Origin of the sequence: Nocardia iowensis (assembly GCF_019222765.1) — a bacterium.
GTDB lineage: Bacteria > Actinomycetota > Actinomycetes > Mycobacteriales > Mycobacteriaceae > Nocardia > Nocardia iowensis.
In genome coordinates, this window is sequence record NZ_CP078145.1 from 3,527,292 (window position 1) to 3,542,387 (window position 15,096).

General features: G+C 67.1%; 9 protein-coding genes and 2 pseudogenes. 1 reads left to right on the forward strand and 10 read right to left on the reverse strand.

Annotated features, from left to right (window positions below; all coding sequences use genetic code 11):
• From KV110_RS16300 to KV110_RS16325, 6 genes are all read right to left on the reverse strand, one after another.
• Complete coding sequence (locus KV110_RS16300) at positions 1 to 1,827, reverse strand: AMP-binding protein (protein ID WP_218477032.1); 1,827 nt, start codon at positions 1,825 to 1,827, stop codon at positions 1 to 3.
• A 32-nt stretch (positions 1,828 to 1,859) separates the two neighbouring features.
• Positions 1,860 to 3,029, reverse strand: coding sequence for an acyl-CoA dehydrogenase family protein (locus KV110_RS16305; protein WP_218477033.1), 1,170 nt, complete (start codon positions 3,027 to 3,029; stop codon positions 1,860 to 1,862).
• Complete coding sequence (locus KV110_RS16310) at positions 3,026 to 6,178, reverse strand: non-ribosomal peptide synthetase (protein WP_218477034.1); 3,153 nt, start codon at positions 6,176 to 6,178, stop codon at positions 3,026 to 3,028. The genes KV110_RS16305 and KV110_RS16310 overlap by 4 nt, the downstream gene beginning before the upstream one ends.
• A gap of 103 nt (positions 6,179 to 6,281) precedes the next feature.
• Positions 6,282 to 7,553, reverse strand: coding sequence for a hypothetical protein (locus KV110_RS16315; protein ID WP_218477035.1), 1,272 nt, complete (start codon positions 7,551 to 7,553; stop codon positions 6,282 to 6,284).
• Complete coding sequence (locus tag KV110_RS16320) at positions 7,550 to 8,902, reverse strand: MFS transporter (protein WP_218477036.1); 1,353 nt, start codon at positions 8,900 to 8,902, stop codon at positions 7,550 to 7,552. Before KV110_RS16320 ends, KV110_RS16315 begins: the two co-directional genes overlap by 4 nt.
• 471 nt (positions 8,903 to 9,373) lie before the next feature.
• Entirely contained in the window at positions 9,374 to 10,225 is an 852-nt protein-coding gene (locus tag KV110_RS16325) for a dioxygenase family protein (protein ID WP_218477037.1), read from the reverse strand.
• Between the two features lie 330 nt (positions 10,226 to 10,555).
• Between KV110_RS16325 and KV110_RS16330 the strand changes: the two are divergent.
• A pseudogene (locus KV110_RS16330) lies at positions 10,556 to 10,741 on the forward strand (IS701 family transposase); the annotation flags it as partial.
• Positions 10,742 to 10,892: 151 nt separating this feature from the next.
• Here the strand turns inward: KV110_RS16330 and KV110_RS16335 are convergent.
• The 4 genes and pseudogenes from KV110_RS16335 to KV110_RS16345 form a co-directional block, all read right to left on the reverse strand.
• A complete protein-coding gene (locus KV110_RS16335) occupies positions 10,893 to 11,882 on the reverse strand; it encodes a DUF418 domain-containing protein (RefSeq protein ID WP_246634579.1) in 990 nt (329 codons plus the stop codon).
• 630 nt (positions 11,883 to 12,512) lie between these two features.
• A complete protein-coding gene (locus KV110_RS41475) occupies positions 12,513 to 13,463 on the reverse strand; it encodes an NAD(P)/FAD-dependent oxidoreductase (RefSeq protein ID WP_246634872.1) in 951 nt (316 codons plus the stop codon).
• A gap of 47 nt (positions 13,464 to 13,510) precedes the next feature.
• A pseudogene (locus KV110_RS41480) lies at positions 13,511 to 14,218 on the reverse strand (flavin-containing monooxygenase); the annotation flags it as partial.
• Between the two features lie 203 nt (positions 14,219 to 14,421).
• Positions 14,422 to 14,982, reverse strand: coding sequence for a GNAT family N-acetyltransferase (locus KV110_RS16345; protein ID WP_246634580.1), 561 nt, complete (start codon positions 14,980 to 14,982; stop codon positions 14,422 to 14,424).
• Between the last annotated feature and the right edge of the window lie 114 nt (positions 14,983 to 15,096).

Here is a 15,096-nt window from a genome sequence, read left to right on the forward strand (position 1 = left end):
TCAGGCACCTGCCGGTAGCGGTCTCGTGGCGCATCGGGTATCCACCAGCGCGGCGAGGTGTCGCAGGTCGGGCTGACGCAGCAGTTCGGGCGCTCGCAGCCGCACCTCGAAGGTGTCTTCCAAGGCGGCGAGCAACTGGGCGGCGAGCAGTGAGGTGCCGCCGGCCGCGACGAAGTTGTCGAGCGGTCCTATCTCGTTGCTGTCCAAAAGCTTCCGGCAGAGCCCGAGCACCACGTCCTCGGTGACCGTCGCCGGTCCTGCGTCCGTCGACGCAAGGTCGGCGGACGGCAGCGCCGCCAGCAGCGCTGCCTTGTCCACCTTGCCGTTGGCATCGAGCGGGAAGGCATCGACAAGGCGGACCGTGGCAGGTACCGCCTGCTCCGGCAGCCAGTCCCGTGCTTTTCGCAGCAATTCTCGGGTGTCGGGCCATGGCTCGTCGGGGACCGGCTGGACGAACGCGACGAGCCGTACCGTGTCGTCCGGCTGGCGCTGGGCGGCGACCGCGACGCGCCGTACCTGAGGATGGTGCTCGAACGCGGCCTCCACCTCTGCCGGTTCGATTCGCACCCCGCTCACCTTGACCTGGTCGTCGATCCGTGCGAGGAATTCCAGCACGCCGTCGGCCCGCATCAGCACCCGGTCACCGGTGCGGTAGACGCGGTCGGTGCGCACCCCGGGCGGTGCGGGGACGAACCGTTCGGCCGTCAGGCCCGCATCCAGATAGCCGAGGGCCAGGCAGGATCCGCCGATGCACAGTTCACCGGATTCACCGCGGGTGACCAGCCGTCCCTGGTCATCGGTCACACAGACGACCGCCCCGGCCAGCGGACGGCCGATCGGCGGCGCGCCGGCGCCGGGGTCGGGGTCGGCCGGTGTGAGGGTGTGCACGGTGGTCAGTACGGTCGCCTCGGCAGGCCCATAGGCGTTGTCCACAACGGCCGTGACATCTGTTGCGGGCCAACGGCGCAACCGGTCGCCGCCGATCTCGAGGCGGCGCAGCGCCGGCAGGTCGGGCCAAGGCCGATCGAGGACCAACTCGGCCAGCGGGGTGGGCAGAATCGCCAGTGTCACACCGGCATTGCGCCACCAGTCGGTGAGTGCGACCGGGTCCCACCGGACCGCTTGCGGCGCGACACTGAGCGCGGCGCCGGTGGTCAGGGCGGCCCACAGCTCCTTGACGTGCGGGTCGAAGGAGACCCCGATCAGCAGGCTGTGCCGATCACCTGGACCCGAGCCGGTTCGCTCGGCGTACCAGCGCTGCAGCGTCCCGAACGATGAGCGGCCGACCGCGACCGCCTTCGGCATCCCGGTCGACCCCGAGGTGAGCACGGTGTAGAACGTGCCTTCGGGCACAGCCGGGCGCGCAGGCGCGGCGGCGAAGCCGGCCACCACCTGTTCGCCCGGTATCGGCAGTGTTTGCGGTGCTGTATCCGCGTACCCCGCGGGCAGCAGTTCGGGTGTGCCGATCAGGCAGGTCACCGGCAGACGGTCGGTCACCGCCGCCAGCCGCCGCTCGCCGGGACGCGGCCCCAGCGGCAGGTAGACCGCACCCAGCCGGGCGACCGCCACCGCGGCGGCAACCAGTGCCACCGACCGATCCAGGCACACCCCTACCAACTGTCCGGGGCGTATCCGATCGGCCAGCGCCTGCATGATGCGGTCGGCCAGACCGCTCAATTCGGCGTAGCGGCAAGTGTTCGTGCCGTCCTCGACGGCGATCGCCTTGGGCGTGGTGGCGACCCAGTGCTCGAAACGGTCGAGCACATCCCAGGCCTCGTCGGTGTACGTCGCGCCGTACTCGACGCTGAGCACCTCGTGCTGGTTCATATTTCCTCCGTTGTCGGCAAAAGATAAGGGGCTCAGCCGAGGCCCATGGCCCGGGCGACGATGACTTTCTGGATCTCGGAGGTGCCCTCGATGATCGTCATCATGCGGATGTATCGGTACAGGAATTCGAGCGGATGCCCGCGCACCCAGCCGGTTGCGCCGTGCACCCGCAGGACCCGGTCCACGACGCGCATTGCGGTCTCCGACGAGGTGAGCTTGGCCAGCGCGGCGTTCTCCGGGGCTTCGGTACCCGCATCCACGAGCCGGGCACAGGCGAGGGTGAGCAGCTTCGCGGCCTCCACCTCCGCGCGGCTGCTGACCAGATGTTCCTGGATGTGCTGATACGCAGCGATACGTTCGCCGAATGCCCTTCGCTCACGGGCGAATTCGACACCGAGCCGCAGCGCGTACTCGGCAATGCCGTCGCACTGGGCGGCAACCACCAGGCGGCCTCGGGACAGGCTGTCCATACCGGTGCCGAGAGCCGCGCCGATACCTTTCTCGCCGCCGATGACCGCGTCCGCGGGCAGCTTCACCTCGTCGAGCACCAGTTCGAAAAGGGGTTCGCCCGACATCCCGTCGTACCGCTGCCCGATCCGCAGTCCCGGGGTGTCCATACCGGCGACGAACGCGGTGGGACCCTGGTCGGCGACGGCGGCGACGAGAATCGCGAAGTCGGCGCGGTCGGCGTTGCTCACAAATGTCTTGCGACCGTTCAACACCCAGCCGTCACCGTCGCGGACGGCGCGGGTGGTGAGCCGGAACGCGTCGGAACCGGCGTGCGGCTCGGTCAGCGCCAGACAGCGCACCGCCTCCCCACGGACCAGCGGCTCGAGGTACCGCTCGATCTGTTCCTCGGTGCCGTGGCGCAGCAGGGGGCTTGGCCCGTCGGAGCCGGCCAGCGCGTACGGGGCCAGCGGGCAACCGCTGCGCCCGGCCGCCTGATGCAGCAGCACCACGGCCGTGAACGGCATACCGGAGCCGCCGAGCTCCGCGGGGTGATCACCTGCGTAGAAGCCCAGCCCTGCCGAGCGGAGGCGCACATAGGCGCGCAGATCGGCGGGCGGTGAGTCCGTGGTCTCCGGCAGCTCCGCCGCGAGCGGTACCAGCTCCCGCGAGACGAACGATTCGAAGGCGTCGACCAATTCTCGGTGCTCGTCCTCGAGCACCGACGAGGGCGTGGACAGACGGGCCGTGGTCACGCCGTCACCTCGCTGGCGCTCGTCTCGGGCACGATCACCGAGGTTCCTCGCACCGCACGAGCCTGGTCGGCGAGGATCGGATTCTGAAACAGCACCCGCATCGGCGGCCGCCCCCCGAGACGGGGTTCCAGCCAGGCCGCGAGCTGGGCGGCGAGCAGCGAATGCCCGCCCACCTGGAAGAAATGCGACGACGCCGTGAACCGGTCGTGCCCGAGCACCTCGCGCCAGCCCTCGGCAATCAGCTTCACCTGCGGATCCGAGACCGCGTCGGTATCGGATACTTGCGCCGGTTCTTCCTGCGCCGCGGCCAGTGCGGCCAGCGCCCGGCGGTCCGGCTTGCCGCCGGGCAACATCGGTATGGGTTCCAGGCACACCCAGTGCCCCGGCACCAGTGCCGTCGGCAACCGCCGCGTCAGCGCCGCATGCAGGGCCCGGTCGTCCACCTCGGTTCTCTCGACGAACCCGACCAACCGAGGTCCGGTCGAACTCTCCGTGTCGAGGACGACTGCACAGGAGAGACCACCGAGCTCTGCCGAGGCGGCGGCCTCGATCTCCTCCGGTTCGATGCGGTAGCCGCGCAGCTTGATCTGATTGTCCCGGCGACCCAGGAAACGAAGCAGGCCCGACTCGTCACGATAACCGAGATCGCCTGTGAGATAGACGCGTTCGCCGTTCAGCGCCTCCACGGTCACGAAACGGGCGGCCGTGGCCGCCTCGTCCGCCAGATACCCCTCGGCCAATCCCACACCCTGGACGGCTAATTCGCCCACGGCACCCGTCGGCAGCGGATACGTCCCGGCATCCAGAACGTGGACGCGCACGCCCGGCAGCTCGGTCCCCAGCGGCACCTCCGCGAGTGCGGTCTCCGTGCGGTCCACTTCGTGCACGGTCGACGTGATCGTCGCCTCGGTCAGGCCGTACGCATTGAGAACGATGGCGTCGGTCGTGTCGAGCACCTCCCGCAGCGCCTCGACCGGCAGCCGCTCCCCGCCGAGCACGATCAGTCGCGGTGACCAGCGCCCATCGCGCAGCGCCTCGCACACCTCGGCACGCGCCGCCAGCAGATAACTTGTCGGCAGATTGGCGACGGTGACGCGGCGGGCGGCGAGCACGGCGACCAGTTCGGGAGCCGTCGGTACCTCCCGCCGGGGAGCGATCAGGCTCGCCCCGACCAGCAGCGGCGGCAGCATCTCCTCCAGGGCCACATCGAACGACGGCTTCGCGAACAGCAGCACCCGATCCTCGGCCGTCAGTCCGAACCGTCCGGCCACAGCGGTGACGTGGTGGGCCAATGCGCGGCGGCCAACGACCACAGGTTTGGGCACCCCCGTCGAACCTGAGGTGTGGATGACATACGCCGCCCCCTCGATCAACCGCGCCGATCGTGCTGTGGGCCAACCGGATTCGCCCACCAGCGCGACCGGCAGTCCCTCGGCGGGCAGGGCGAGCGCACCCTCCCGAGTGGTGAGCACCAGCGCCGGGTCGAGACGTTGCAGCAGCGCCGCCAATCGCGCGGGCGGGTCATCGGGCGAGCACGGACAGTACACCGCGCCCATCCGTAGACAGGCGAGCAGCGTCACGAGTGTGTCCGTGCCGCGCCCCAGCACGGCTGCCACCGGCGCACCCGACGTCACACCGGCCGCGCGCAACCGGTCCGCCAGCGCCTCGACTCCGCGATCCAGCTCCCCGTAGGTGAGTGTCCGCCCGCCGTCGACTACCGCGGTCCGGGCAGGGTCGTGACGGCGGAGCGGGTCGAGCACCTCGTCCGGCCGCACCTCGACCGGTGCAGTGTCGGTGGGCGGCAGGACCGGAGCAGCGAGAGCGGCCAGTGGTGCGTCGGGAGCGAGGAGATACGCGCGCAGGAGGTCGAGGAAGCGGCCCGAGAGCAGCCGCACATTGTTCTCGGTGAACAGGTCGCGGTCGTAGTCCCATACCAGGGTCATCCCGGGCGCGCCGTGGCGGAGCCCGACCGTGCGGCGGTCGTCGGGTAGCAGCACCAGGTCGAGGTCGAAACGGGTTGTGCCGGTGTTGAATCCCTCGAACAGCGTCACCTCCAGGCCGGGCACCTCGATTTCCGGCAGCACCGCGTCGTGGGCGCTGAACATCACCGAGAACAGCGGATTGTCCGCGCCGTGGGTGTGCAGGCCCAGGGACCGGGTGAGCTCCTGGACCGGCAGCTGCTGATGGGGGAGGGCGCGCAGCAGCGTGTCGGTCACCTCGTCGACCGTCTCGCCGGCCGCCGCCACCGGATCGAGATGCAGCCGCAGCGGGATGGTGTTGACGAACATCCCGACCGTCTCCTCGAAGCCGTCCGGTCGATTGCCCACGGCCGTGCCGACCACGAGATCGCTGCGGCCGCTGTGGCGGCGCAGCAATTCGCCGAACAGGGTGAGCAGCGTGGCGAAAGGCGTGTGCCCGCGGTCGCGGCTGTTGGCACGCAGCCGCTCCGCGAGATCGGCCCCGATCGCCTGGCGAAACTGCCCGCCGGCATGGCGTCGCTGCACTCCCAGCCGGGCCAGCCCGGGCAGCGGCAGATCGAACGCGGCATCGCGCAGGACGTTCTTCCAGTAAGCCAGCGATTCCACGTCGCGCGCTCGGAGCCGCGGATCGGACATCGCCGCCACGTACCGCTCGTACGAGCCCGGGATGGGCAGCTCGGCGTCCACGCCGAGCACCCGCGCCCGGTAGAGGATGAACAGGTCGCGCAACACGATCGCGAACGAGCGCCCGTCGTGGACGAGATGGTGCTCGACGTGGATCAGCCTGTGGTGGTTCTCGCCGAGCCGCGCCAGGCACCAGCGCAGGAGCGGAGCCTCGAAGGTGTCCAGCGGCTCCTCGGCCTCGGCGCGCAGGAGTTCCTCGAAAGCGGTTTCCGGATCGTCCGTCCCGGACAGGTCGACGCTGCGGATACGAGGGACGCACTGCTCGCTCACGCGCTGCCGGGGAGCCGTCCCGGCCGAATCCTGCGGTACGAGCTCCAGCCGCAGCCCCGGGTGGCGGTCGAGAACACCGGTCAACGCGGCACACAGTGCCTGCTCGTCGAGTTGCCCCCACAGATCGAGGGTGGCAGTGAAGTTGTATGCGCGGCTACTGGGCAGCATCTGCTCGTGTAGCCACACGATCTCCTGTGAGGGAGAGAGTCCGAACATTATCGATCCTTTTGGGTGAGGTGGGATGGGACAGCACGGCAATCCGCGGCTCCTGCCGATCGGGCGCGGCGAAGAGATAAAGGCGTATGCGAGCTAGGTCGGCCTAGGTGGTCGAGCGGGCGTGCGGGCGTAGCCCGGCGAGCATTTCGGCGAACGCTTCCCGTGCCGGTCCGTCCGCGACGGCACCGCGATCCCAGGCCATCCGGACGAGCAGCTCGGTGTCGTAGGAGACGGAGACGACGAACGGAGCCTGGATCGGACGTCCGTCGATGTGGATCTCGTGGCCTGTCACCCCGCCCAACTCGAGCGGCGGACGGTGGGTGAGGTCCTCGAAGGTGAGCAGCCCGTCGAGCGTGCCGGTCCACGGCGCGCCTGCGCTGCGGGCCGCGCGGGCCACCTCGTCGAACGGGGTGTCCGCGTGATCGAGATCGTCCCACCAGACGTCGGCCGTGGCCTCCGGATCCACTGTCCGGGCGGCGTGGACCACGGTGTTGAGGAAGGACCCAAGCACCGCCGGTGCGGCCGCCGGTCTGCCGCCCCAGGGATAGCCGAGTAGCGGAATAGCGGACCCGTGCACCACCCGGGCAGCCGCGGCGCAGGCGGCGAGCAGGACGGGGAAGGCAGTCGCCCGCCCGCCGTCCGTAATCGGCAACCGATGCAGGGCGGACCCGACCGTCCTATCGTCCCCGCGCGGGCCCGGGCCACCGGGCCTGATGTCGGCGAGGCGTCGCATCCAATAGTCGACCGAGCGCGTGCCCGACGCGCGTTCCTCCACTGCCAGTTGGGTATTCACGCTTTCGCGGTACTCCGCCACCGACGAGACGGCGATCGCCCCTGGCCCGAGACCCGCCCGATAGGCGGTGGAGAGATCACCCAGTATCCGGCCCAACGACTGTTCGTCACACGCGGCATGGTCCAGGACGATCGCCAGAATCTCCGTGGCGTTCGCGATGTCCTCCGCGAGGAACAACCGCAACGGTGGTCCCGCGGCCTCCCATCCGGCCAGCGCCCGGGGCAGGGCGTCGTCGACGGTCTCCTCGGGGGCGGGCACCACGCGGATCACGGGGACGGCGGGGTCGTCGACCAGACGCAGGACCGGCGTACCCCGCAGCACTGCGGGACGGGCCCGCAACGCCGGGTGGGTGGCCGCCAAATAACCTGCGGCGCAAGCCAACCGGTCTGCGTCGACGGTGCCGTGGGGGAAAGAGAAGAACAGCGGGACGAGATCGGGCCGCCCGCCCGGCCTGAGGTGACGGGCAAGCAGGAATCGGCGTTGGGCACCGGTGACCGGGAGTATTCGGGCCGGGTCGCCGCTCTCGGCCACCTGCCGGTATCGGGCGAGGTATCCAGCGGTGATGCTGATATGTGAAGTCATAGCGATGAGGACGTCCGTCTCGAAGACTGCATCGACCGGTCCGCATCGGCAGCCGGATCGGGAAGATCCCGCAGTCGACGTAACGGGGAAAGCAGCAAAGGCACGGGCACGGCGAGCATTCCGACCGCGCACACCCAGACGGCCGTGCGCGGCCCGGCCGCTCCCGCGATGGCACCTCCGGCCAGCGCGCCGAGCGGCATCGTGCCCCAGACCATGAAGCGCAGTGTGGCGTTGACGCGCCCCAGCAGCTCATCGGGACACAACAATTGGCGGAAGCTGACCTGAGCCACGTTGTAGACCACCGCACCGAAGAAGACGACACCCGAACCGAGCGCGAACCAACCGGCCACCGCGCCGTGCCCGGCCAGCGGCCACAGCAGCGCGAACGGGCCCGTGACAACCGTCGACAGCCAGATGACCCTGGCCTGCCCGACCATCCGGGCTGCCGCCCCGGCGAACAGCGCACCGCCGAGTCCACCCACCGCCGCCGCCGAAAGCAGCAATCCCAAAGCGGCAGGAGGCAATTCGAGGACGCGGACGAGGAAAACCGTCTGGACCGAGACCAACATAGCCGTGAAGAAGTTCGCCACCGCTGTCGCCATGGCGATCATGCGCAGGATCCGGTGCCGCGCAACGAAGGCGATACCCTCGGCCACCTGGCTGCGCAATGAGAGGCCCGGCGTAGGTTCCGGTTGCGGCTCGCGCGTGCGGATACCTCGCAGGAACAGTGCCGACGCCAGGTAGCCGAGCGCGTTCGCCAGGATCGTCAGCGGCGCTCCCAACACCTGCACCAGCCAGCCACCCAGTCCGGGCCCGGCCACCTGGGCCGCCGACCGTGCCGTCTCCAAAGCCCCATTGCCCGCGACCAATTGGTCCCGCGGCAGCAGACGCGGCAGATAGCTCTGATGCGCGACATCGAAGAACACCGTCGCGACACCGGTAGTCAGTGCTACCACGTATAGCTGCACCATGGTGAGCCTCCCGGCCACGGTCGCCAGCGGAACGCTGACCATCACCGCCGCGCGCACCAGATCCGCCCGGATGAGGATCGGCAGCCGCCGCATCCGATCCACCCACGCTCCGGCGGGAAGCCCGATCAGCAGGAACGCGGCGGTCTCTGCGGCGGTCAGCAGGCCCACCTCGAAAGCGGACGCCTCCAGGTAGACCACGGCGACCAGCGGTAGCGCCACCAGGGTCACGTGCGCGCCGACCTGACTCACCGCAGCTCCGCCGAGTAACAGCCGAAAGTCGCGGTGGCGCAACGGCCTGCGATAGGCAATCGACCGAAATGTGAACCTGCGTTGATGCTCGCGGGCGATGTTCAACTTGTCAACTTCGCTGCGTATCACGAGATAACCCTTCTACCAATATAATTGGCATCGGCACCGCTTACATCAGTTGCTGTACAACAGAGTTCGTATAGGGAAACGGTCACGACATCTGCGCCCCTGACACTCGACAAGTCCAGACCGTGCCGTCACGGCACTGTCAAATCCGAATCAGACTGAGCCATCACGCATTTGGGGCCGCTCTGATCTTGGATCCCGGGTGGCTGTCAGCTGCTGACGCGATTTGACCGTGTCGAGGCGGCATGGTTTTGACTGTCACCCGAGGCGGTGAGCGTGGCCGATGCCCGGTGGGCGATACGTGATGTGAGGTCAGCTGATTCAAGGCAGCACGCGCTGAGCACCGGATCCGACGGCAGCGCACTCGTCGAGCTGCTTACCCGTGACCTCTACCTCTGGCCAATGGCAGAACCTGACCCAGCTCGCGAAGTCGAAGGGGACTGATATGCAATGCCTTCGGCCCGCAGTGACGGGTCAGACGGGTTCGAGGTCGAAGTCGTATCTGGCGCGCAACAGGCCGTCGCCGAGACGAACAGGGGCGAGGATGAGCTCGTCCTTGGTGGCGCTCGCGACATCGGAGTCGAGCCAGTCGCCACCCTGGAAGTACAGCTGGGTGGTGATCTGCCGGTATCCGGTAGCGCAGACCATCAGGTGCAGATGGGCCGGGCGCCAGGGATGCCAGCCCGCGGCGGTGAGGAGTGCGCCGGTGGGGCCGTCCGTGGGGATCCGGTACGGCGCGGGCCGGACGGTGGTGATCTCGAACCGGCCCTGCTCGTCGGTGGTGATCACGCCACGGAGGTTTCCGTCGGGAATGTGCGGGGCGAAGCCGGAATAGTAACCGTCGGCGTCGGCCTGCCAGATGTCCACTTCGGCGCCGCCGAGCGGGGTTCCGTCGAGGGCGCGGACCTGGCCGGTGAGGACGAGGGTGTCGCCCTTCTCGTCGTCACGCTGCGGGAGGGTAGCCGTCGCGGGCAGGCGTTTCTGGCCGGGCAGGTAGTAGGGACCCTGGATGGTGCCCTTGGTGCCGTGCTGTGTGCGTTCGGCAATCTTCTCGACCTCGTGCTCGACGAACACATCGAGGAACAGCGGCCATTCTCCGGCCTCGCCGAGGTCCATCAGCCATTGCTCGGCGGTCCGGAACTCCGGGTAAGTGATCTCGTGGTCGCGGATCACACCCCGGACGGCGTCGACGAGGGCTTGCACGACGGTGCTGACACGCTGTCGGTCGGCGGGGGCAGGACCGCTCCGGGTGACGCTGGCGCGGAAGGCGGCAGTGGCGTTCGTGCCGGATCCGGCGGCAGTGGGTGACGCTGGGGAGGTGGTCATGATGTGCTCCTGGGGACCGTTACCGGGAGAGGAATTTTGCGACGGCAGCCAGTGCCTGGTCGAGCTGCGGCGGGACCGGTTGCCTTGTGCTGCCGCACTCAGCACGGTCTCCGTCGAATCGACCGACAGTGTCGGCTGTGACGTAGCGGCATGGTCAAGCATCCCGGTCGCGACGAGCCGACCGCCTGCCCCGGCACGACGTGGTCGGCACCGAAGCCTTCGCAGGCACACCGGAGAGCGGCCTGTGAACCCCATCCAACGGTCGAATCCTGCATTTCCACAGGCGAACTGATCGCCAACCAATACCGCAACGCGATCGCCATGCTCGAAACCCGCTGGCACATCGAAGAATGCTTCCAGCAGGCCAAAAACGAAGCCGGACTCGACCACTACCAGGTCCGCTCCTGGCGGGCCTGGTACGCGCACGTCACCTTGTCCATGCTCGCCCCGGCCTGGCTCGCAACCTCGAAAACCATTGCTACAAAAGGGGAACCAGCGCACTCGATGACGGCATGATCGCGCTGACACTACCGGAGATCCGCCGCTTGCTAATCGCGTTCGCCCTGACCCGACACCACCGCCCGCCGCGGCGGGGTGGTATCACGACCAACCATCCGAAGACGGACGACTCCTGATCTCGCAAGTCACCGGCCCTATCGCAACCTGATCACCGACCGCTCGTGTCGTCAGGATTTTGGGCAGTCCGTTCATTATGCGCCGGAAGTGTTTTCGGAGTGCGTCGCCACCCTGGGATGGACAGATAGGTGGCGGCGCGCAGCAACCATTCCACGGGACCGTACCTGTGGTAGTGCAACCACCACGCGCTCAACACCAACTGGACGGCATAGGTGAGCAGCCCGATCCCGATCACCGCCGCAGGCGGCACCTTGTCGACCAACGCGAAACCGTAACCGGTGTAGATCACCATGAGCACCAACGATTGGAAGATGTAGTTCGTAGCCGCCATCCGGCCGGCAGGCGCCAAACGGCCCATCAGTGCGGCAGCGCGGGAGGACTGGGTGAGGCAGAGAGCGCCCGCGATATAGGCAAAGGTCATCAGCGGATTGACGAGGTCCTGCACACCGGCCCAGAAGGACGGCAGCGTGAGCCACGCCATCGCGCCTGCGAAGGTTACTGCCGAGACAGGCAAACCGATCGCCATGCCGCCGACCAATACCCTAGGCGCCCAACGCCGCAGGAGGTCCCGATCGTCGAACAGTTCCCGCTTGCCGGCAGCCAACCCGACCAGGAACATCCCGAGAGTTGGCACGCTCTTGAACCAGATCAGTGCTATGAACTTCGGCGCCAGCCACACCTGGTTGGCGAAGGTGTCCCCGAACGAGCCCGTGTAACCCTCGTGCATCCGCTCGACATCGAAGAGACTCGCTATCGCGGCGATTCCGGCGCCCTGGTCGCTCGGGATTGTCACCAACACGGACCACAGCACATACAAAACCGCACCGGTGACGAGCGCCGTGCGGGGCTGCAGATTCTTCAATGCGATCAGAATCAAACACAGGGCTGCGTAGAGCGTGAGGATGTCACCGGTCCACAAGAGAAACGCGTGCGCAAGACCGATTACCATCAGCGCCGCACAGCGACGGATCAGACGAGCATTCGCCGATACTCCAGCCCGCTTCGCCGCCGCGATCTGCAAGGTGAATGAGTACCCGAACAGGAACGCGAACAATAGATAGAACCGGCCCGCGAAGAGCGCCCCGATCAGCCCCCTCACAGCTTGGTCGACTGGACCGTCCCATCGCACCCGCGGTAAGTCGCTCGAGCCCGTGTATGACCACAATGTCGTCGCGAAGATGACATTGGCGATGAGGATGCCGAACAACGCGAAGCTGCGCAGAATGTCGACCTCGGCGATCCGTCGATGCGCGGGGGCGGCAGGTAGAACTGATTCGGGCATGCCGAGTCTCCATTCGATGCACGGCCGATTGGGCCGTGTGGAAATTCATTGCACAGGCAGGCGGAATGCCATCGACCCTTACACCGGGTCCTTGCAGCGCTCTTGCACCCCACTGGCATGCAGCACCACACCAATTCGGAATACCCGCTCAGCCAACCGGGGTCGATCGACGCATGTCCGGAATTCGGCACTACCGGATGCCCTGCGCGGCAGAAGATCTCGCACACGGCACGCGTGGCGACTTGGCCGCAGAACCGCCACCAATACTGCAACGGCATTTAGGTGAGTGGTCGTCCTCTGCGCCGGTAGTGGCTCAGTCGGGCTTGGTGTTGTCGGCGGCGGCGCCAGGAGCAGGTAGGCGTGGACGGATTACTCAGACAGCCGGGCCATGCGGTGGAGATGGAAATCGGCGTATCCCTTGTCGGCGGCATCTCGCAAGATTGTCTGGTAGACCGAACCGGTGCCGATATAGACCATGTAAACGCGGGGTTTACCAGGGATATTGGCGCCGGTATACCAGGAGTCGGCGCTCGGTAGGAGGGTGCGGTCGGCCAGTTCGTTGGTGTGGGTGACCCATCGGTCCTGCGCATCACGTGTCGGCTCGATCGACACGACATCGTGGGCCCGCATATAGGCGATGCAGTCGCTGATCCAGTTGACATGGTTCTCGATCGAGATCGGCGTGATCGAGAGCGCGGCCGGGCACTGCGGCCCGGTGATCATGAACAGATTGGGGAAGCTGTGGGTCATGAGACCGAGGTGGGTCCGTGGGCCCGCCGACCACGCATCGTTGAGGGTGAGTCCGGCTCGGCCGGTGATCCCCATCCGGAGCAGGGGACCGGTCATGGCATCGAAGCCGAGGGCGAAAATGAGTGCGTCCAGCGGATATTCGGTGTTATCGAGCCGGATGCCCCGCGCGGTGATTTCGGTGATGGGCGCCGCGGCGACGTCGACGAGGTCGACATGATCGAGGTTGAACGTCTCGTAGTAATTCGTCTCCAAGGGCGGGCGTTTGGTGCCATAGGGATATTTGCGAGGGCTGAGGAGTTCGGCGGTCCTTGGGTCGACGACCCGCTCGCGAATCTTGGCCCGGATGAACTCGGCGGCGGTCTCGTTCGCTTCGCGGTCGAGCACGAGATCGGAGAAGCAGCCGATGGCGAGGGCGAATCCTCCTTCGTTCCAACACGCTTCGTAGACGCGCTGCCGCTGTTCGGCGGTGGCCGCGAGCGCGCGGTCGGCGGTGGCCGCGAGCGCGCGGCCGTGTGTGCGATCGCGCGGCCGTGTGTGCGATCGCGCGGGAGGCCGCCGAATGTGTCCCACGTAGGCGCCCTGAGTTCCCGATAGGAAGCTTTGATGCGGTCGACTCGGTCCGGGGTCAGCGGAGTATTGCGCAGCGGTGTGGCGTAATTCGGTGTCCGCTGGAAGACCGTGAGGTGTGCGGCTTGTTCGGCGATCTCCGGAATGACTTGAATGCCACTGGATCCGGTCCCGATCACACCGACTCGAAGTCCGGTGAAGTCGATCTTCTCGTGGGGCCACCGGGCGGTGGAGTATATCTGTCCGGAAAACCGTTCCACGCCTTCGAAATCCGGTTCCTTGGACACTGACAGGTTGCCCACGGCCGAGATGAGGTAGCGCGCCCGCATCCGCTCGCCGTCAGCGGTTTCGACAACCCACTGATCGGTTGCCTCGTCGTAGGTCGCCGCGGTGACTACGGTGTCGAACTGGATGTTTCGGCGTAGATCGAACCGGTCGGCCACGTGCCGCAGATACCGCAGGATCTCCGGTTGCCCCGCGAACCGCTCGCTCCAGGTCCACTCCTGCTCCAGTTCCGCCGAGAACGAGTAGGAGTAGTGCCAACTTTCGATATCACAGCGGGCACCGGGGTACCGATTCCAATACCAGGTACCACCGACGTCGCCGGCATTATCGAAGACTTTGACAGTGAGACCGAGTGTGTCCCTCAGGCGATGTAGGGCATAGAGCCCGGCGAAACCGGCTCCGACGACGATGGCGTCGAAGTCGGCACCCTGCTCATATCGCCTTTGTGATCGCCTACCGTTGACACGTCCCATCTCCTATGCATGTGACCAGTACTCGGACGGCAGTCTCGACCGTGCCGCGGCGGCATGGTCAACGTTCCGGTCTCGAGGGCTGCAATTCGGCCGATAGCGCCAGTCTGTAACTCACGCCGCGATCCATCGCGTCGTCCGACCAACTCCGACAGCGCGCCTGCCGCGGGCACAATGTAGTCGGCGCGTCGAACTATCGGTGCGGCTCATTGGGTGTGCGAGCCCCATGTTTCAGGCAGCGGTTTGTGGTAGATCATGAAGTCGCAAGGTGTGGCCAACAGCGGGGCCAGGTGCGGATAGCTGTCTTCGAGAGCACCGCGGCGGACGACGCGATAGCCGATGCGGGTGTACCACTCGTCAAGGAACTTCTTCGCCGGATGGGTCCAATCTCTCGGGACGAGAAGTTCCAATTGCATGGTGTGAGCACCGTTTTCGGCGCTGCGCCGTTCCGCGAACCGGACCAGCTCGCGCCCGATACCGGTACCACGCCGACCGGGTGCGGCGACCAGCATGCCGAACTCGCCGAGCCCGTCGCCCAGCCGCTGAATCCGCACCGAGCCCACGAGCTCCCCATCCGGATCGCGGGCCACCGCGATCTCACCCGCCGCGACGAGATTTGCCACCTCCGCGTGCGTGGTGCGGGCGGCGCCGTCCACCCATATTCCCGCCTCGGCGACCTCGTACACCTGATTGATCAGCGCGGTCGGCTCGGCAACCAGCTGGTCCTCGGAAGCCGCTGTGCTCGGAAGCATATCGATGCGAACCACGGCAGTTTCTCCTTACATGAGCGGTATACCGGCCACACACACGCCGGATACGCGACAGTCAAGACCGTGCCGCCGGGGCACGGTCAACTCGCCATCAGACCGCTGCGTCTCGAT

Coding starts and splice junctions, on each gene's coding strand:
- KV110_RS16315 (WP_218477035.1), bottom strand. CDS start 7,553: ATGACTTCACATATCAGCATCACCGCTGGATACCTCGCCCGATACCGG.
- KV110_RS16325 (WP_218477037.1), bottom strand. CDS start 10,225: ATGACCACCTCCCCAGCGTCACCCACTGCCGCCGGATCCGGCACGAAC.
- KV110_RS16300 (WP_218477032.1), bottom strand. CDS start 1,827: ATGAACCAGCACGAGGTGCTCAGCGTCGAGTACGGCGCGACGTACACC.
- KV110_RS16310 (WP_218477034.1), bottom strand. CDS start 6,178: ATGTTCGGACTCTCTCCCTCACAGGAGATCGTGTGGCTACACGAGCAG.